General features: G+C 59.5%; 15 protein-coding genes and 2 pseudogenes. 7 read left to right on the top strand and 10 right to left on the bottom strand.

Going from position 1 to position 17,609, the window contains the following annotated elements; all coding sequences use genetic code 11:
• Positions 1–7: 7 nt before the first annotated feature.
• The 3 genes from ACYZT0_RS23390 to ACYZT0_RS23380 are packed head-to-tail and all read right to left on the bottom strand — an operon-like array spanning position 8 to position 1,759.
• On the bottom strand, positions 8–268 hold the full coding sequence (locus ACYZT0_RS23390) for a phosphopantetheine-binding protein (protein ID WP_462043194.1): 261 nt from the start codon (positions 266–268) through the stop codon (positions 8–10).
• Positions 249–1,058: a lysophospholipid acyltransferase family protein gene (locus ACYZT0_RS23385; RefSeq protein WP_462043193.1), complete on the bottom strand. Its 810-nt coding sequence runs from the start codon at positions 1,056–1,058 to the stop codon at positions 249–251. Before ACYZT0_RS23385 ends, ACYZT0_RS23390 begins: the two co-directional genes overlap by 20 nt.
• Entirely contained in the window at positions 1,034–1,759 is a 726-nt protein-coding gene (locus ACYZT0_RS23380) for a beta-ketoacyl synthase chain length factor (protein ID WP_462043192.1), read from the bottom strand. The genes ACYZT0_RS23385 and ACYZT0_RS23380 overlap by 25 nt, the downstream gene beginning before the upstream one ends.
• A gap of 354 nt (positions 1,760–2,113) precedes the next feature.
• Between ACYZT0_RS23380 and ACYZT0_RS23375 the strand changes: the two genes are divergently transcribed.
• Positions 2,114–2,884: a ParA family protein gene (locus ACYZT0_RS23375; RefSeq protein WP_462043191.1), complete on the top strand. Its 771-nt coding sequence runs from the start codon at positions 2,114–2,116 to the stop codon at positions 2,882–2,884.
• A gap of 7 nt (positions 2,885–2,891) precedes the next feature.
• Here ACYZT0_RS23375 and trxC read toward each other — a convergent pair whose 3' ends face one another.
• A complete protein-coding gene (gene trxC, locus ACYZT0_RS23370; protein ID WP_462043190.1) occupies positions 2,892–3,326 on the bottom strand; it encodes a thioredoxin TrxC in 435 nt (144 codons plus the stop codon).
• A 189-nt stretch (positions 3,327–3,515) separates the two neighbouring features.
• Here trxC and ACYZT0_RS23365 point away from each other — a divergent pair, with 189 nt between their 5' ends.
• Complete coding sequence (locus ACYZT0_RS23365) at positions 3,516–3,818, top strand: type II toxin-antitoxin system HigB family toxin (protein ID WP_462043189.1); 303 nt, start codon at positions 3,516–3,518, stop codon at positions 3,816–3,818.
• The gene (locus ACYZT0_RS23360; RefSeq protein WP_282379823.1) at positions 3,815–4,216 is read left to right on the top strand and encodes a helix-turn-helix domain-containing protein; all 402 of its coding nucleotides are present in this window, start codon (positions 3,815–3,817) and stop codon (positions 4,214–4,216) included. Before ACYZT0_RS23365 ends, ACYZT0_RS23360 begins: the two co-directional genes overlap by 4 nt.
• A 6-nt stretch (positions 4,217–4,222) precedes the next feature.
• On the opposite strand, the gene selO is transcribed toward ACYZT0_RS23360, so the two are convergent.
• From selO to ACYZT0_RS23335, 5 genes and pseudogenes are all read right to left on the bottom strand, one after another.
• On the bottom strand, positions 4,223–5,686 hold the full coding sequence (selO, locus tag ACYZT0_RS23355) for a protein adenylyltransferase SelO (RefSeq protein WP_462043188.1): 1,464 nt from the start codon (positions 5,684–5,686) through the stop codon (positions 4,223–4,225).
• A gap of 48 nt (positions 5,687–5,734) precedes the next feature.
• The gene (mscK, locus tag ACYZT0_RS23350) at positions 5,735–9,085 is read right to left on the bottom strand and encodes a mechanosensitive channel MscK (protein WP_462043187.1); all 3,351 of its coding nucleotides are present in this window, start codon (positions 9,083–9,085) and stop codon (positions 5,735–5,737) included.
• Positions 9,086–9,119: 34 nt separating this feature from the next.
• Positions 9,120–10,862, bottom strand: coding sequence for a potassium/proton antiporter (locus ACYZT0_RS23345; protein WP_462043186.1), 1,743 nt, complete (start codon positions 10,860–10,862; stop codon positions 9,120–9,122).
• Positions 10,863–11,010: 148 nt separating this feature from the next.
• Entirely contained in the window at positions 11,011–11,874 is an 864-nt protein-coding gene (locus ACYZT0_RS23340) for a methyl-accepting chemotaxis protein (protein WP_371922129.1), read from the bottom strand.
• Positions 11,866–12,621 (bottom strand): annotated as a pseudogene (locus ACYZT0_RS23335) (MCP four helix bundle domain-containing protein); the annotation flags it as partial. The gene ACYZT0_RS23340 and the pseudogene ACYZT0_RS23335, both read right to left, overlap by 9 nt.
• 290 nt (positions 12,622–12,911) lie before the next feature.
• On the opposite strand from ACYZT0_RS23335, the gene ACYZT0_RS23330 reads away from it, so the two are divergent.
• The 4 genes and pseudogenes from ACYZT0_RS23330 (at position 12,912) to ACYZT0_RS23315 (ending at position 15,479) form a co-directional block, all read left to right on the top strand.
• The gene (locus ACYZT0_RS23330; RefSeq protein WP_462043185.1) at positions 12,912–13,142 is read left to right on the top strand and encodes a hypothetical protein; all 231 of its coding nucleotides are present in this window, start codon (positions 12,912–12,914) and stop codon (positions 13,140–13,142) included.
• Positions 13,139–13,441, top strand: coding sequence for a cell division protein ZapA (locus ACYZT0_RS23325; RefSeq protein ID WP_462039906.1), 303 nt, complete (start codon positions 13,139–13,141; stop codon positions 13,439–13,441). The genes ACYZT0_RS23330 and ACYZT0_RS23325 overlap by 4 nt, the downstream gene beginning before the upstream one ends.
• Before the next feature lie 100 nt (positions 13,442–13,541).
• A pseudogene (locus ACYZT0_RS23320) lies at positions 13,542–14,612 on the top strand (HAMP domain-containing protein); the annotation flags it as partial.
• 21 nt (positions 14,613–14,633) lie between these two features.
• Positions 14,634–15,479 (top strand): methyl-accepting chemotaxis protein, encoded by an 846-nt coding sequence (locus tag ACYZT0_RS23315; protein WP_462046624.1) that lies wholly within the window; start codon positions 14,634–14,636, stop codon positions 15,477–15,479.
• 136 nt (positions 15,480–15,615) lie between these two features.
• Here the strand turns inward: ACYZT0_RS23315 and ACYZT0_RS23310 are convergent, their stop codons facing one another.
• Positions 15,616–17,418, bottom strand: a complete 1,803-nt coding sequence (locus ACYZT0_RS23310; RefSeq protein ID WP_462043184.1) for an acyl-CoA dehydrogenase — start codon at positions 17,416–17,418, stop codon at positions 15,616–15,618.
• Positions 17,419–17,609: the final 191 nt, after the last annotated feature.

The following is a 17,609-nucleotide window of genomic DNA, read 5'->3' as shown; positions in this document are numbered from 1 at the left end:
TCCGGTCTCAAGCTGCCTGTTTTGCAGTGACGAACGCCGCAAGGCTCGTCACGTTGCTGAAATGATTGCGAGTGTCTTTAGCGTCGGCGTCGATTTTGATGCCGTATTTTTTCTGGATCGCCAGGCCGAGTTCCAGGGCGTCTACGGAATCCAGGCCCAAGCCTTCGCCGAACAGCGTCTGGTCGTCGCCGATGTCTTCGACGCTGATGTCTTCCAGGCCCAGGGCGTCGATGATCAGCTCTTTGATTTCACGGTGTAGATCGCTCATCTTCGGCGAGCTCCTTAATAAAGTAATGATGCAAATAGTCATTGAGCTTGCGCGAGGCCTGTGGAGCAGGGCCCAGCGCGGCGAAGGCTTGTGGGTCTATATCGGCCCCGACACGGAAACTGAAGTGCACGCGACGTTTGGGGATTCGATACCAGGGTTCGGCCTTGGTCAATGTGGTCGGGCTAACCTTGATGATCACCGGGGTGAGAATTCTCGCACCGCGCAGCGCGATCGCCGCAGCACCCCGATGGAAGGCCGGCGGCTGACCCGGTTGGGTGCGGGTGCCTTCGGGAAAGATGATCAGGGTCTGGCCGCTTTTAAGCGCATCGGCAGCGGCATCGAGCATGTCCATGCTGCCGTCGTTGCTGATGTATTCGGTGCTGCCTAGCGGGCCGCGGGTAAAAGGGTTCTCCCAGAGGCTTTTCTTGACCACGCAGTTGGCGTGACGCACCAGGCCGATCAGGAACACCACATCGATCAGCGACGGGTGATTGGCGATGATCATTTGCCCGGGTCGACCGAGTTTTTCGGCGCCCTGGATGTCGTAAGTCAGCACGCCGGTGCGAGCCATGAATCGCACAAAAAACCAGAACAGGCGAGCGACGGTCTGCCGCGCTCGAAGCCGGTGTGTCGGGGCATCGCCGGGCAGGCAGTTCAGCAGCGGAAAAACCACCAGGCGCAGGCACAGCCCGCCCAACCCGAACAGGGTGAAGCTTGCGGCGGTAGCCAGCAGGCGCCAGTAATAGGCGTCGCGGTTTTTATCGATTACAGGTTGCGTTGCCAGGTCCATACACGATTTTTCCAGGCATGTTGGCAGGTTGTCTGCTGGCCGAGCAGGGTACTCAATAGGTTCAGGGCATGGGGCCAGTGGGCTTTGGACAACTCATCCGAGGTGCTGTTCAGGGACAGCTGCCAATCGTTGCCGGGGGTGATCAGCAGACCGACCGCGTAAGGGAACGGCACGTCGTCGATCCAGGTCGAGTAGGCTTCGGGCGGTTGCTCTTCGGTGACGATCAGCAGTACCGCGGGTGCGCCTTCGCCAAGCAAAGCCGCGGCCTCTAGCATGCCGTGTTCAAGGCCATCGCCGGCTGCCGCGAGGGCGGTCATTTCGCTGGTTTCACCCCGCATGATCGACCACAGGCCGATGATCGCGTTGTGCACGGACAGGCTGAATTGAGTCGGCGACAGCGGCTGATCGGCAGCCAGATCGCTGAGAATATCGAAAGTGCGCGGGGTTTCGCCGTGGCGAGAAATAAAGACCAACGGTAGGTCCTGGCGACCGTCGGCCAAAGGCCAGCCGACACTGAACGCCATCCGCGCCAGACGACTGAGTCGACGGCGCTGCATGGCCGGCAGAAACGAGACGTCGGGGGCGGCATCGCTGCTCGCAAGCACGACCGGTTGTCGGCTCCAGGCCTGCCAATCGTCCACGCTTTCGAGCCCAGGGGCCCACGCGCGCCATTGGGCGATGTTGAAGTTGATCACAGACATTCATCCCGCCCCTGCGGGCTTCCTTGACGTGGTGAGTCGCAAAAAGCGCGAACTACCTTACGTGGCGCTTGGCGCCGAGTGGCGCGCATTATCCCGTTGCGGCGGGCGTGTAGCAAATGATGGTTACATTTTGCTCAATGAAATGTACTGGCTGGTTCGTGCGCGGCTGTCATTTGGCCATTATCTACACTGGGACCTGCCTGTCTGTCGGCTCTGTCAGCAAGGAATGCACGAGTTCATGGTTTTTTCCGCGTGAGATCACACCTGACTGTGTAGTCCCGATGCCGGCGAGGTAGCTAAGCAGCGCCATGGACTACTACACTCGGTCATTCTTTGATACACGGAGGTTTTGACATGCGGCGCGTGGTGTTCAATCAGAAAGGTGGCGTAGGCAAATCCAGCATTGCCTGCAATCTGGCGGCGGTCAGCGCTAGCGAGGGTTATCGCACCCTATTGGTGGATCTCGATGCCCAAGCCAACTCCACTCAGTACCTGACTGGGCTCACCGGTGATGACATTCCGATGGGCATCGCCGATTTTTTCAAACAGACCCTGTCTTCCGGACCGTTCTCGAAGAAAAACCAGGTCGATATCTACGAAACCCCGTTCGACAACCTCCACGTCATCACCGCGACCGCCGAGTTGGCTGACCTGCAGCCCAAGCTTGAGGCCAAACACAAGATCAACAAGCTGCGCAAATTGCTTGAGGAGCTGGAGGGCGATTACGACCGGATGTACCTCGACACCCCGCCGGCGCTGAATTTCTATGCGGTTTCGGCCTTGATTGCGGCTGATCGTGTGCTGATCCCCTTCGATTGCGACAGCTTCTCGCGTCAGGCGTTGTACGGCGTGCTGGCAGAAATCGAAGAATTGAAGGACGACCACAACGAAGGGCTGGAAGTCGAAGGAATTGTCGTTAACCAGTTCCAGGCTCGCGCCAGTCTGCCCCAGCAAATCCTCGACGAACTGATCGCCGAGGGCCTGCCGGTGTTGCCGGTGTACCTGGGTAGTTCGGTGCGCATGCGTGAATCCCACCAGGCCAACACGCCGCTGATCCATCTCGATCCGCGTCATAAGCTGACGCAGCAATTCGTCGAGCTGCACAACCTGCTGGAAAACACCTGACTGCTCGTCAGATCCCTTGGCTGCGCAACCAGCTCATCAACTGCGGCAATGGGAAGGCCCCGCTCTGGCGTGCGACTTCCCGGCCGTCCTTGAACAGAATCAGACTCGGGATCGAACGGATCCCTAGCTGCGCCGAGAGCTGCTGGTTCGCCTCGCTGTCCAGCTTGGCCAGCCGACACTTGCCCGCCAATTGCACCGCCGCCTGCTCAAACACCGGCACAAACGACTTGCACGGCCCACACCAGTCCGCCCATACATCCACCAGCAGCGGCAGATCGCCCTTGATCTGGCTGGCGTAATCGCTTTGTTTCAAATCGAACGGTTTGTTCAGCAAGACCTCGGCTTTGCAGCGGCCGCATTTTGGATGGTCGTTGAGGCGCGAGGCGGGGATGCGGTTGAGGCCGTTGCAGTGGGGGCAGGGGATTAGGAGTGGGTCGGGCATGAGGATGGTCCTGTTAAAGAAGCCGATCACTCCTATTTGGAGACGTTTGCTCATATTTTCAATCGTGCAGCGTCAGGCGATAAAACTAGGCTGAGTCGTACTGCGCGAGACCGTTGGTCTGCGCACTAATATCGCAACTTGCGATATTTTTGGTCTGTGATTAACTACCCATAGCAGAATGCGATAAGGATGTTGCATGCTGTCATCTCCGAAAAACGAATACGTGAAGCCAAGACCAAATGGCCAAATACAGCCACCGCATTGGATTATTGGTATCAATTGGCCAAAGGAAGTAAGCCATCGGATTTTGCGGCGATGAGAGCCATCTTTCCTGCTGTCGACAAGGTGGGTGAGCATCACGTTTTCGATATCGGTGGCAATAAATTGCGGCTGATCGCTTTTGTCAGGTATCGATCGCAAAAGCTTTATATCAAGCATGTGCTGGATCACCGCGAATATGATCGCGGAAAATGGAAGGAGGAAAGAGCATGAGTGTTCTGATCAAAAGAGCTGCCGAGCATTGGGAGTTTGTCTCGCCTGTACTGCGCAAACCAAAAAATGAAGACGACTATGACATGTTGGCGCGGGCGCTGGACGAGTTGCTCGAGATGACCGGTGATGACGAGTCCCATCCTCTGATGAGTCTTGTGGATATCATCGGTGACTGGATTGAGGAATGGGATCACAAGCATCACCCAATGCCGAAGCCCAGCGGTGTCGACGTCCTCGGCTACTTGATGCGCGAGCACGGTCTGAGCCAAAGCGACTTGCCCGGTGTCGGCGCCCAGTCTGTTGTCTCCGAGATTCTGAGCGGCAAGCGTCAGCTCAACCTGCGGCAGATCCGCTGGTTGGCCGAGCGCTTCGGTGTGTCAGTGGAGACCTTTATCTGATCAGCCTCACGACGAACAACTGATCTCCAGATGCTTTCCCCACTCCGGCGGCCGCTCGGCATAGCTCTCCATCCCCGGCTGCTCCTCGAACGGATTGCTCAGCACTGCGTGCAGCCGACGTACCTCTGAATAGTCGCCGCTCTGCGCCGCATCGATAGCTTTCTGCGCCAGGTAGTTACGCAGGATGTAGAGCGGATTGACGGCGTGCATCCGTTTGCGGCGTTGTGCCTGATCAACCTCGCCTTCACGGGCAACCCGGGCGATGTAGAGCTCACCCCAGGCATCGAAGCCCTTGATGTCGACGAAGTCATCGCGCAAACGGGTGACGGCCAGTTCAGGTGACTCATCACCCAAACGCCGGAAGAACAGGCTGTAGTCGACGCCGCTGTTCTGCATCAGTTGCAGCAAGTGTTCCAGCAGTTTTTGGTCATCGTCTTCGGCCGTGGTGAAGCCGAGGCGGCGGCGCATCAGGTCCAGGTAATGGGCCTGGTACAGCGGCAAGTACAGGCCGAGGGTTTCACGCAGGGCTTCGACGCTGATAAAAGGCGTCAGGGCCTGGGCCAGGGCGCTGAGGTTCCACTGGCCGATCGGCACCTGGTTGCTGAAGGAGTAACGACCCTGGTCATCGGAGTGGTTGCAGATGAAGTGGGCGTCGAAGTCGTCGAGGAACGCGAACGGGCCGTAGTCGAAGGTAATGCCCAGGATCGACATGTTGTCGGTGTTCATCACGCCGTGGCAGAAACCATAGGCCTGCCATTTGGCGATCAGTTCAGCGTTGCGCTCAACGATTTCACGGAACATCGCCAGGTACGGTTCCGGCTGTTCAAGACATTCCGGGAAATGCATGGCCAGCACGTGCTCGCCGAGCTCTTTCTGCTTCTCGGGACGTTTGGTGTAGTAGAAATATTCGAAATGCCCGAAACGCACATGGCTCGGCGCCAGGCGCAGGACCATGGCCGCGCGCTCCTGTTTCTCGCGCCAAACCGGCGTGTCGGAGCCGATCACGCACAGCGCGCGGGTGGTCGGGATGTTCAGGGCATTCAGCGCTTCGGAGGCGAGAAACTCGCGGATCGAGGATCGCAGGACCGCTCGCCCATCACCCATGCGCGAAAAGGGTGTCTGGCCGGCACCCTTGAGGTGCAGGTCCCAATGCTCGCCGGCCTCGTTGTAGACCTCACCCAGCAACAGACCGCGACCATCGCCCAGCTGTGGGTTGTAGGAACCGAACTGATGACCTGAATAGACCATCGCCCTCGGGACCGCGTCGGCCCAGAGCTTATGGCCGCTGAACAGTTCGGCGAACTCCGGGGTTTCGGCCACGACAGGGTCGAGGTCGAGCAGTGCCATGGCGGCGGGGCTGGCCACCACCAGACGCGGGTTGTCGATGGGTTCGGGCAGCACGTGGGCGGAAAACGTATCGCCCAGGCGGGCGAAACGATTATCGAAGGTCAGTTCGTCGAGGGCTTTCAAGGGCCATCTCCAGCAGAATGTCCGAGCATTCTGCTAGGGATAAGCCGCTTAGTCGAGCTTGGCCGGTGGTGGCTCTAGCGGCGATTTGCCATCAACCAGCGGCACGATGGTTTTGGTTTCCGGATCGACGGGCACCATCCTGTATTCCTGGCCTTGAAGGTTCTTGAGATAAACCTCCATCTGCCGGAACGAGATGTTGATGTGCTGATTCTTGAACTCGCGGTTGATGAACCGGTTGACCTCATCGAGCACCGGGTTACGGTCGCCGAGGTCGCGCACATGCATGCGCAGTTCATGATCGAGGGTGCTTTCGCCGAAGTTCAGGAAGTACACGTGAGGCTCGGGATCCTTCAGCACACGTGGGTTTTCACGGGCAGCCTTGAGCAGCAATTCCTTGACCAGGTCCAGGTCAGAGCCGTAATCGACGCCGAGTTTGAGGGTCACTCGGGTGATGGTGTCGGTCAGGGACCAGTTGATCAGTTGCCCGGTGATGAAGGTCTTGTTCGGGACAATGATGTCCTTGCGGTCGAAGTCGGTGATGGTCGTGGCGCGGATGCGGATCTTGCTCACCGTGCCCGACAGGTTACCGATGGTAATGGTGTCGCCGATCCGCACCGGGCGTTCGAACAGGATCATTATCCCGGAGATGAAGTTCGCGAAGATTTCCTGCATTCCGAAACCGAGACCTACCGATAGCGCCGCCACCAGCCATTGCAACTTGTCCCAGCTCACGCCGAGCGTCGACAGGGTCGAGACGAAACCGACACCGGCGATCACGTAGGACAGCAACGTAGTGGTGGCGTAGGCGCTGCCCTGAGCCAGGTTCAGCTTCGACAACACCAACACTTCCAGCAGGCCCGGCAAGTTGCGGGCGAGGGCGAAGGTGATGCCGATGATGATCAGCGCGCCGAGCATGTCGCCCATGTTGATCGGCACCATGCTCATGTTGGCGCCGGTGCCGCTGGTGTATTCGTAGAGGGTGACGTTATCCAGGTACGAAAACACCGAGATCAGATCGGACCAGACCCAGTACAAGGCCGCGATGAAACCGCCAAGCAGTGCCAGACGGATCAGGCGCAGGGACTGCTCGTTGACCTTCTCGATGTCCAGGGTCGGTTCTTCGATCACCGCTTCGCCGTCGCCGGCCTCTTTCGCGGCCTGGCGTTTGGCCAGGGCGCGCTGGTAGGCCAGCCGCCGTGCGGCAACGCTAAGGCCTCGGACGAAAGTGGCTTCGATCACCAGCCAGAACATCAGCAGGTACAGGGTGTTGATCAACCGGTCACTGAGCTTCAGCGCGGTGTAGTAATAGCCGAAGCACACCGCTACAAATAACGCGACCGGCAGGACGGTGAACATGATCCCGACGGTTTTGCGAAACAGCGAAGCGTTCTGGTGCGTCGGGCTGCTGATCAGCAGGCGACTGAGCAGCCAGGCCATCAAGGCGTAGCAGGTCAACACCACCGGCATGCCGAGCACGTCATCGGCCAGAGTCGCGGGTTGCAGTTCGGCAACCGCCACCACGGCGACCAATGCCATCACCACCAGTCCGAGTCGGCGGACCCAGCCCTGAAGGAACTCGACCTGGGGTTTTTCCCAGCGGAAGTGCAGTTCGGCCACGCCGCCTGGCGCGAGGATCCGGTAAGCGGTGTAGAACACCAGCCAGGCCTGAGCCATTTGCAGCAGCGCCGCGCCCATGTTCGCGTTCTGTCCGCGGGCGTCGATTTGCAAGGCCAGGCCACACAAGGCCAGGCCCAGAGACACCGGCATCGCCAGCAAAATGTTGATCAGGATCGCCTGCGGCGTGTGCCACTGGCTGTCGCGCTTGAAGTGACCGATGTCCTGGTGAACTTTGCTCAGTCGGGCATACAGGCTTTTACGCCGCCACAGCAGGGCACCGATCAACAGCGCCAACGGCAGGAACAGCAGCGGCCGCTGGGTCAGGCCATCACTCAATTCGCTCAGACTGGAAGCCCACGGCAGCGTGGTGACCTGACGTTGCAGGCGCTCCGGTACGGCGCGCATCCATTCCAGGTCCAGCGGCTTGTTGCTGGGAATCCAGAACATTTGCTCATCGAGGGTGGCCCGCAGGCTTTGCGCGGTGCTGAGCAATTGTTTCTGATTGAGTTGCAGGGTGATGGACTCGTTGAGCACCGCGCTTAGTTCGCGGTTCAACCGCTCCAGCAGGTCGACGCGGGTCGTGGCCAGCTCCATCAGGCTCTTGCGCAGCGGCGGGGTGACTTGCTCCGGCGGTTGGGTAGACAGCAGATTGTCGACGTAAGTGGCCGGGTTGCTGAGCAGTTCCCGTTGCTGGCTGACTTCGAATTGATAGAGGCGAATGTCGGCGATCTGGTCGGCCAGGTCGCGGTCGAGCTTGAGGAGTGGCAGGGCCTGTTTCTGTTTGTAGAGAATCTTGGAGAGCAACAGGCTGCCCTTGAGCACGTTGATTTGCTCTTCCAGCGCCGAATCGCTCTGGGTCACGTTGTCCAGCTGCTGCTTGGTCTGCAGGTTCTGCTGGGTGACTTCGTTGAGGCGGTCGGTACTTTTTAGCAGGTAGTCAGAAAGCTTCAGGTTGGCCGCGCTTTCGGTGGCCAAAAGGCTGCTGCCACCGGCCTTCTGCGCTTCGATGGACTGCTGGGTCACCGTTTCCTGAGACTGAGCCAGGCGCTTCTGGTTGATCAGGGTTTGCAGCTCCTGGCTTTCCTGATCCAGACGATCGGATTTTTCCGATAACAAATCATGCTGGCTGTTGCCCAGGTCCTGCAGTTGACTGTTGCCGGCCAGTTCCTGGCGGCGCAACGGGATCAGGGCATTCAGCGCCGCGAGCTCGGCGTTGAGCAGGTCGCGTTGCTCGGGGGTCACGGTTTTGCCGTTGTCCTTGCCCGCCTTGAGGATGTTGTTGATCTGCTGGATGCGCGTCTGGCTGGTAGAAATTTCGGCTTGGGCGCGCTCCGGGCGGGTCTGGGCGGTAGTGACCAGACTGTTGGCGTCGGCCAAGGACTTCTGCAGATCGCTTTGCTGGGTGGAGCGCTCAGTGAGCATCTGCTCCAGTTGCTGAACAGGCTCTTTGGCATAGCGCTGCGGCACCGGCAGCACTTTGGTGGCTTTGAGCTTGGTCAGTTCTCGCTGGTTCTCGATGTTCTGCTTCGGGGCGCTGGCCAGTTGCCGTTTGAGATCGGCCAGCCTCTGCTCGTAATCACGCTGGTTGTTGAGTTGGGTCAGCGTGCTTTGCAGGATGCTCTGCAGGGCTTTCTGATCGGCTTCCGGCAGTTTGCGGTCGGCGATCTTGTTCAGGTTCGCCTGCACGGCTTCGCTGGACGGCGGTTCGGCCGCTTGCAATGTACCGACAGAAAGACTCAAGCCCAGCAGGGCCATGATGAAAAAGGTGCGCAGGGTTGACATAGAGACCGATCGAAAACGAGACGAAGAATGGAGTTTAGAGGAACAAGCCCGGGCCCGGGCGACTTCCTTCGGGGAATCTGACGCCCACTTTGCCGATCTTGTTCCCTTCCATGACCGCGACGGTCCAAATGGTGGCGTTCCACTCCACCTGGTCACCAACCACGGGTGCACCGCCCACTTTCTGGGCAATGAAATGGCCCAGGGACATGTCCGGATCGATGCCTTCCACTTTCAATCCGTACAACGCAGCAACCGCGGCCAGCTGGGCGTCTCCTTCGAGTACGAAGTCGCCGAAGAAACGCAAATCGAGGCCTCGTTGCGGTGCCTGACTGAAGAGTTTTCCGAGGGCCGGAAGGTTGTGTTCATGGCCGATTACACACAGCAAATCATCGACTTCGAGCACCGTACTACCCGACGGATGGAGCAGTTGCTGGCCACGAAACAGGGCAGCAATGCGAGTGCCCTCGGGCATTTTCAGGTCCCGAAGGGGCGAGCCGATGCACCATTTCTCGGCGCCGAGGCGATAAACGAACAGCTCCCACTCACTGGTGACGTGCACTTCCAGCGCTGCGCGGGAGATCGGCGCAGGCTCCGGCGGAACGGTCACTTTCAAAAGCTTCGCCACCCATGGCAGGCTCGTACCCTGAACCAGCAGCGACACCAATACGATAAAGAAGGCGAGGTTGAAGTAGAGCTGGGCGTTGGGCAGGCCGGCCATCAGCGGGAACACCGCCAGAATGATCGGGACCGCGCCGCGTAAACCGACCCAGGAAATAAACGCCTTCTCGCGCCCATGGAACGCCTTGAACGGCAGCAGACCGACCATCACCGACAACGGCCGGGCAAACAGAATCATCCACAGCGCCAGACCCAGAGCGGGCAGGGCAATCGGCAACAAGTCATGGGGCGTCACCAGCAGCCCCAGCACCAGGAACATGCCAATTTGCGCCAGCCAGGCCATGCCATCGAGCATGTGCAAAATGCCGTGGCGGCTGCGCACCGGGCGGTTCCCGACGACCAGGCCGCACAGGTACACCGCCAAAAAGCCGCTGCCGTGCAAGGCGTTGGTCAGGGCAAACACGACCAATCCGCCCGCAATGACCAGAATCGGATAAAGACCGGTGGCCAGGTGGATACGGTTGACCAGTTGCAACATGACCCAGCCACCGCCCAGGCCGATGACGGCACCGATACCGAACTCACGCATGAAGTGCCCGAGCAGGCTCCAGTGCAGGCCGGTCTGGCCGCTGGCGAGCATGTCGATCAGGGTGACGGTGAGAAACACCGCCATCGGGTCGTTACTGCCGGACTCGATCTCGAGGCTGGCGGTGACCCGTTCGTTCAAGCCTTTGCCACCCAGCAGCGAGAACACCGCCGCGGCGTCGGTGGAGCCGACGATAGCGCCGATCAGCAGTCCCTGGATCAGGTTCAGGTTGAACAACCAGGCGGCTGCCATACCGGTCAGCCCGGTGGTAATCAACACCCCGACCGTCGCGAGCGACAGCGCCGGCCATAACGCCACGCGGAAGCTGGAAACCCGGGTGCGCAACCCGCCGTCGAGCAGGATGACTGCCAGGGCGAGGTTGCCGACCAGATAAGCCGTTGGGTAGTTATCAAAAATAATGCCGGCACCGTCGACGCCGGCCGACATGCCTACCGCGAGGATGATCACCAGAATCGGGATGCCGAGGCGGGACGAAAGTGAGCTCACCAGAATGCTCGCACCTACCAGCAACGCGCCGATCAAGAACAGGCTGTTGATGGTCGTCGCATTCAAAGGCAATACTCCAGAAAGCTGAAAGGCGGGCACAAACTGACCATGCAGTCTGCGTGCCAGCGATTCTAACCTGTTGAAATGTGATGCTGTCAAAAAGCTTTGACCGTGATCGTTCCCACGCGGGAGCGTGGGAATGATCAGTTACGGGTTAGAGGCTAAACCGCCCAACCATATTGTTCAGGTCCAGCGCCAACCGCGACAACTCATTGCTGGCAGCACTCGTCTGATTCGCCCCGGTTGCCGACTGCACCGACAAATCACGAATGTTCACCAGATTGCGATCCACTTCGCGAGCCACCTGCGCCTGCTCTTCGGCGGCGCTGGCGATCACCAGGTTGCGTTCGTTGATTTCGACAATCGCACTGTTAATAGTGTCCAGCGACATGCCTGCACCACGGGCAATGTTCAGCGTCGACTCGGCGCGCTCGGTGCTGTTGCGCATCGAATCCACCGCGTGCTCGGTGCCGCTCTGGATGCTGCCGATCATGCGTTCGATTTCGCTGGTCGATTGCTGGGTGCGGTGGGCCAGTGCACGGACCTCGTCCGCGACCACGGCAAAACCACGACCGGCTTCACCGGCACGGGCTGCTTCGATGGCCGCGTTCAAGGCCAGCAGATTGGTCTGGTCAGCCAGGCCGCGAATCACGTCCAGCACTTTGCCGATGTCACGGGACTCGTTGGCCAGGTCGCCAATCAGGGTCGCGGTGCTCTGCACATCGGCGCTCATGCGTTCGATGGCGCTGACGGTTTCCTGCACCAGGTCACGACCATCACCGGCAGAGGTGGTGGCATTTTTCGACGCTTCGGAAGTGCTGACGGCATTGCGCGCGACTTCTTCTACGGCGCTGGTCATTTCATTGACGGCGGTGGCGGCTTGCTCGATTTCGTTGTTCTGCTGGGTCAGGCCACGGGCGCTTTCGTCAGTGACACTGTTGAGTTCTTCAGCGGCAGACGCCAGTTGCGTGGCAGAGCCGGAAATCCGTTGCAGGGTGTCGCGCAGCTTGTCCTGCATCTTCGACATGGCCAGCAGCAAACGGCCGGCTTCGTCCTCACCGTCGACTGTGATCGGGCGAGTCAGGTTGCCTTCGGCAATTTCTTCGGCGGCGCTCAGGGCATTAGCGATCGGCTTGGTGATGCTGTTGGTCAGCAACCAGGCGAAAAGCAGGGTCAGGCCGCTGGCGATGACCAGCAAAGTGATCACCAGATTGAACGACGTCGAATACTGATCGCCGGCGCGCTGGTCAGTTTCCTCGATTTGCTGGGTGTTGATCTCCAGCAGCTTCGCGAGGGCCGCGTTGACCTCTTCGGAGTTGGCGAGCAACTCGGTGTTCAGCATCTTGCGCAGGTCGTCGACCTGATTGTTGCGCGAGAACGTCTTCATCCGCTCTTCAAGCTGACGATACTGCGCCAGCAACTGCACGTACTTATCGTAAGCGCCGCGTTCTTGCGGACCATCGATCAGCGGCTCATAGACTTTCTGCGCCTCGCGGATCTGCTGGTTGCGCAGGTCGAACAGGTCAATAGTCTTCTGTTGAACATCAGGTTCGCGGTTCACCAGCAAACGGTAAGACAGCACCCGCAGGCGCAGTGTGAGCTGAGTGAATTCGTCGAGGCTCTTAATGCTCGGCACACTCATGGAAGCGATGTCTTCACCGGCGCCGCGAATCTTGCTCATCTGGTTCAAGGCAAATACCCCCAAAACCAGCATCAAACCGCCAATCAGGGTGAAGCCGAGGAACGCCCGCGGTGCGATATTCATATTACGAAGGGACATGGTATTTACCGAAAAGAGCGCATCCGTGCGGCGCTGAGACTGACGTATGGGTGACTTATCGGTCATACGACTAAAGTCTTGAACCCCTGCGCGTATTTGTCGCACAACGGCCCGGGCGACGAAGTGCAGGAACCAGATCCGCCAATCACAGTCTTTAAAGTTCGCGAGGAAGGTCGCCCGCCAGCAAAATCAAGGCCTTGCGCCTGGATAACCCTGGCATCCGTGGTGACTTTTCTTTATCGTACGCGCCCTTTGAAAATGCTCGGAAAATCAAAATGTTGGAAGCATCCCTAAGCCAATTGGAACAGCTGGTCAGCGACCTGGTGCAACAGAACCAGACCCTGCTCGGCACTCACCAAACCCTGAGCGCAGAATTGGCCCAGGCCAAGGATGAAAACGAAAGCCTGCAGCTGAGCCTGATGGAACAGGAAGAGAAACAAGGTGACACCGCCGCACGCATCCAGGCCTTGGTTGAGCGCGTCAGCGCCGGCCCAGTCAGCGCATGAGTCACGGCGCCGCAGGGGTAAAAGTCGTCTCGATCCTGGGGGAGGACTATTCGATCAAGGCGCCGGCCGGGGAAGAGCAAACCCTGCTGGACGCCGCATTAATGCTGAAGGCTGCCCTGGCCGACACCAAAAAGAAGTACCCGACGCTGATCGGTGACCGCTTGCTGGTGCTGGCCGCGATGAATCTGTGCTCCCAGCAGATCGACATGCAGAAACAGCACAAGCAGGAACTCGACCGTTACCAAGAGCAAGTCAGCGCCACGGTTGAAGTGATCTCCAAGACGATCAATCAGGCCTGATCGGCTTTGCGCACAACCAAAGAATAAATTGTCGGTTGCGTTGTATACAATCGGCACGGCTGTTGCAGTGGTTCAGCCTCTTATTCTTTGGGGGTGCTCCATGCAGTTCTGGCGACGCAGTATTCAATGGCAGTTGATCCTGAGTATGGGCACCGCCCTGCTGGTCAGCATTCTGATCGTGGTTGGCGTTTATACCCTCGTGGTCAACCGTCTCGCCCAGCGCTATCTGGTCGAACAAGCGCTGCCGTCGAGCATCGAAGCGATGCGCAACGACATCGAGCGAATCCTCGTTCAACCCCTCACCGCCGCCAAGGACATCGCCAGCAACAGCATGGTGCGCGACTGGCTCGCAGGGGGTGAAGGCAGTGCCCAGACCGCCACGTTCGTGCAGTACCTGGAAGGCATCCGCGCCGAGCACAAAGCCTTTACCGCGCTGATCGTCGGCACGGCCTCAAACCACTACCTCACGGAAAAAGGCCTGGACCGGACCCTCAGCCGTTCCAACCCTAAAGACGCCTGGTTCTACGCCTTTCTCGACAGCAACCAGCCGCGCACCCTCAATATCGACAATGACACCGCGACCGGAGAATTGGCGCTGTTCATCGACCTCAAGGTCGAGCAGGCCGGCAAAGTGGTTGGCGTTGCCGGGCTCGGGTTGAGCATGAAAGAGCTGTCGGAGCTGATCCACAATTTCAACTTCGGCGAGCGCGGCAAGGTCTATCTCGTGCGTTCCGACGGTTTGATCCAGGTTCATCCCGAGGCGCAATTCAGCGGCAAACGCACTCTGACTGAACAAATCGGTGCCCCGGCGGCACAAGCGGTCATGGGTCAAAAAGTTGCCACCAACAGTGGTTTCACCCGTGATGGCGAAGATTTTCTGGCATTGAGCCTGCCATTGCGGGATCTGGGCTGGACCTTGGTGGCCGAAGTGCCGCAGTCGCAAATCTACGCCGAAGCCCGCCGCGCCATGTGGACCAGCAGCGCCATCGGCCTGGCGGTGGCGCTGGTGTGCCTGATGTTGGTGGTGTTGCTGGCCCGCGGATTGGTGCGCCCGATCCGTCAGGTAACAGCAGCGCTGGTAGCCATCGGTAGCGGTGGGGGAGATTTGACCCACAGGTTAGATTCCAGTCGCGCCGATGAGCTGGGTGACCTGGCGCGTGGCTTCAATCGGTTCCTGGAAAGTCAGCGCGACATGATTGGCGAAGTGCTGACCACCAGCGAGCGTTTACGCACGGCAGTCGGCCAAGTGGCGCGGGTGGTGGACAACACCGCCGAACGCTCCGGCCGTCAGCAGGAAATGACCGACATGGTCGCCACCGCCGTCCACGAAATGGGCCTGACGGTGCAGGAAATCGCCCAGAACGCAGGTAACGCCGCGATGGCTTCGCAAAACGCCCGTGATGAGGCGATGCAGGCGCGAGAAGTGGTGGGTGGATCGATCCGGCATATTGAAAGCATGTCCGCCGAAATCGGCCTCGCCGCGAGTGCGGTGGGTGAGCTGGCCCATCAAGTGGCGTCCATTGATCAGGTGTTGGCGGTGATTCGCGGGATTTCCGAGCAGACAAATTTGCTGGCACTCAACGCGGCCATTGAAGCGGCGCGAGCCGGGGACATGGGCCGTGGGTTTGCCGTGGTGGCGGATGAGGTACGCACGTTGGCGCGGCGGACTCAGTCGTCGACTGATGAGATTCAGCAGATGATCGGCAGCCTCAAGCAAGGCGCGGAGAATGCGGTCTCGTCGATGCATTCCGGGCAGGCGGCGACGGGCACTGGGGTTGAGTCGAGCCAGCGCACCGGGGCGTCGTTGACAGCGATCACCGGGCAGGTCGAGCGGATCAGCGACATGAACCATCAGGTGGCGACGGCGACGGAAGAGCAGTCGGCGGTGACCGAAGAGATCAACCGCAACGTGCAGGGGATTTCCGATTTGGCCCGGGCAACGGCCGGGGAGGTCAGGGCTTGTCGTGAGGATTGTCAGACGCTGCAGCGGTTGGCGGATGATTTGGCGCGGCAGATGGGTGGGTTCAAGCTGCGCTGATTAAATGGATCGCCTGCACTGACGCCTTCGCGAGCAGGCTCGCTCCCACATTTGAACGCGTTGTGTGCTTAAACGCGGACCACTGTGGGAGCGAGCCTGCTCGCGAATGGATTTCAGCAGCACAACACGTCTTCAGTTAGAACCACTCATCCCGCATCCCCAGGCAAACATCATCCCGCGCCTCAAGAATCGCCAGCTCATGGTGGCAACTCGGCACTTCCCACGTCAGGAAATACCGCGCCGCCTGCAGCTTGCCCTTATAGAAGCTCACATCCGCCGCATTCCCCTTGGCCAACCCTTCTTCGGCGCGAATCGCCTGTTCCAGCCAGCGCCAGCCAATCACCGTGTGCCCGAACACTTTCAAATACAGTGCGGAGTTCGCCAGGCTGCTGTTGACCTTGCCTTGTCCGAGATCCGTCAGCAGGCCAATGGTCACTGTTTGCAGGCGTGCCACCAGTTTCTCCAGCGGTTCACGCAGCGCGGTCAACGACTCATGCGCCTGCGCTCGCTCAGCAGTGTCGGCGATCAGTCGAATCAGTTGCTTGAGCCCCGCGCCACCGTTCTGCGCCAGTTTGCGCCCCAACAAGTCCAGCGACTGAATGCCATGAGTGCCTTCATGAATCGGGTTTAAACGGTTGTCGCGGTAGTACTGCTCAACCGGATATTCGCGGGTGTAACCGTGGCCGCCAAGAATCTGGATCGCCAGTTCATTGGCCTTCAGGCAAAACTCCGACGGCCAGGATTTGACGATCGGTGTCAGCAAATCCAGCAACTCATGGGCCTTTTTGCGCTCGGCTTCAGTCTCAAGGGTCGTGGTGTCATCGAACAGCCGCGCCGCGTACAGCCCGAGGTCGAACGAGCCTTCGACGTACGCCTTCTGAGTCAGCAGCATGCGTTTGACGTCGGCGTGCTGAATGATCGCCACCGGTGCGGTGTTCGGGTCCTTGCTGTCCGGCACGCGACCCTGCGGACGCTCGCGGGCGTATTCCAGGGAATACAGATAGCCGGCGTAACCGAGCATCACCGCGCCCATGCCGACGCCGATCCGCGCTTCGTTCATCATCTGGAACATGTAGCTCAAGCCATGGTGCGGCTTGCCCACAAGGTAGCCGACACACTCGCCGTTATCACCGAAATTCAGCGCGGTGGAGGTGGTGCCGCGCCAGCCCATTTTGTGAAACAAGCCGGCCAGCAGCACGTCGTTGCGCTTGCCGAGACTGCCGTCGTTGTTGACTAGAAACTTGGGCACGATGAACAACGAAATACCCTTCACCCCGGGCGGTGCGTCCGGCAATTTCGCCAGCACCATGTGCACGATGTTTTCCGACAACGGGTGATCGCCGCCGGAGATGAAAATCTTGTTGCCCTTCAGGCGATAGGTGCCGTCAGACGCAGGCTCGGCGCGGGTACGAATATCCGACAGCGACGAGCCAGCATGCGGCTCGGTCAGGGCCATGGTGCCGAAGAAACGGCCATCGATCATCGGCTGCAGGAAGCGCTGCTTCTGCTCCTCTGTACCAAAGCTTTCGATCAGGTTCGCCGCGCCCATGGTCAAGAACGGATAAGAAGTCGACGCCGCGTTGGCTGATTGAAAGTGAGCGAAGCAGGCTTGGGACAACAGCGTAGGAAGTTGCATGCCGCCCGCATCGAAACTGCGCGCCGCGTTGAGGAAACCTGCTTCAAGGAAGGCATCCACCGCCGGTTTCACCTCCGGAATCAGAATCGCCTGACCGTCTTCATAGCGCGGTTCGTTCTCGTCGCCCTTGCGGTTGTGCGGGGCGAAGAACTTCTCGGCGATGTTGCGGGCGGTGCCGATGGCGGCGTCGAACGTCTCGCGGTTGTGCTCGGCGAAACGCTCGCGCTGAGTCAGGCCCTCGGCATCGAGGACTTCATACAGCTCGAAAGCCAGATTGCGGGAACTGAGCAGCGTCTCGGACATGGCGGCCTACCTTTTTTTGGAATGGACCGAGTCTAGGCGTGGGAAGGGCGGGGTGAACAGGATGATTGATGAGCGTGATGGAGAGGTGCGGGCAGCACTAATCAAATGTGGGAGCGAGCCTGCTCGCGAAGAGGTCGGCGCATCCAACATCTATGTTGAATGACACACCGCTTTCGCGAGCAGGCTCGCTC

Source organism: Pseudomonas sp. ZS1P83, from assembly GCF_054897825.1.
This window is presented reverse-complemented; position numbering and strand designations above follow the sequence as displayed.

What these genes read in the sequence shown, in the direction of transcription:
- mscK (WP_462043187.1), bottom strand. Translation starts at nt 9,085, where the DNA reads ATGTCAACCCTGCGCACCTTTTTCATCATGGCCCTGCTGGGCTTGAGT.
- ACYZT0_RS23375 (WP_462043191.1), top strand. Translation starts at nt 2,114, where the DNA reads ATGCGGCGCGTGGTGTTCAATCAGAAAGGTGGCGTAGGCAAATCCAGC.
- ACYZT0_RS23365 (WP_462043189.1), top strand. Translation starts at nt 3,516, where the DNA reads ATGTTGCATGCTGTCATCTCCGAAAAACGAATACGTGAAGCCAAGACC.
- ACYZT0_RS23380 (WP_462043192.1), bottom strand. Translation starts at nt 1,759, where the DNA reads ATGTCTGTGATCAACTTCAACATCGCCCAATGGCGCGCGTGGGCCCCT.
- ACYZT0_RS23330 (WP_462043185.1), top strand. Translation starts at nt 12,912, where the DNA reads ATGTTGGAAGCATCCCTAAGCCAATTGGAACAGCTGGTCAGCGACCTG.
- ACYZT0_RS23310 (WP_462043184.1), bottom strand. Translation starts at nt 17,418, where the DNA reads ATGTCCGAGACGCTGCTCAGTTCCCGCAATCTGGCTTTCGAGCTGTAT.
- ACYZT0_RS23315 (WP_462046624.1), top strand. Translation starts at nt 14,634, where the DNA reads ATGATTGGCGAAGTGCTGACCACCAGCGAGCGTTTACGCACGGCAGTC.
- ACYZT0_RS23390 (WP_462043194.1), bottom strand. Translation starts at nt 268, where the DNA reads ATGAGCGATCTACACCGTGAAATCAAAGAGCTGATCATCGACGCCCTG.
- ACYZT0_RS23340 (WP_371922129.1), bottom strand. Translation starts at nt 11,874, where the DNA reads ATGCAGGACAAGCTGCGCGACACCCTGCAACGGATTTCCGGCTCTGCC.
- trxC (WP_462043190.1), bottom strand. Translation starts at nt 3,326, where the DNA reads ATGCCCGACCCACTCCTAATCCCCTGCCCCCACTGCAACGGCCTCAAC.
- ACYZT0_RS23360 (WP_282379823.1), top strand. Translation starts at nt 3,815, where the DNA reads ATGAGTGTTCTGATCAAAAGAGCTGCCGAGCATTGGGAGTTTGTCTCG.
- ACYZT0_RS23325 (WP_462039906.1), top strand. Translation starts at nt 13,139, where the DNA reads ATGAGTCACGGCGCCGCAGGGGTAAAAGTCGTCTCGATCCTGGGGGAG.
- ACYZT0_RS23385 (WP_462043193.1), bottom strand. Translation starts at nt 1,058, where the DNA reads ATGGACCTGGCAACGCAACCTGTAATCGATAAAAACCGCGACGCCTAT.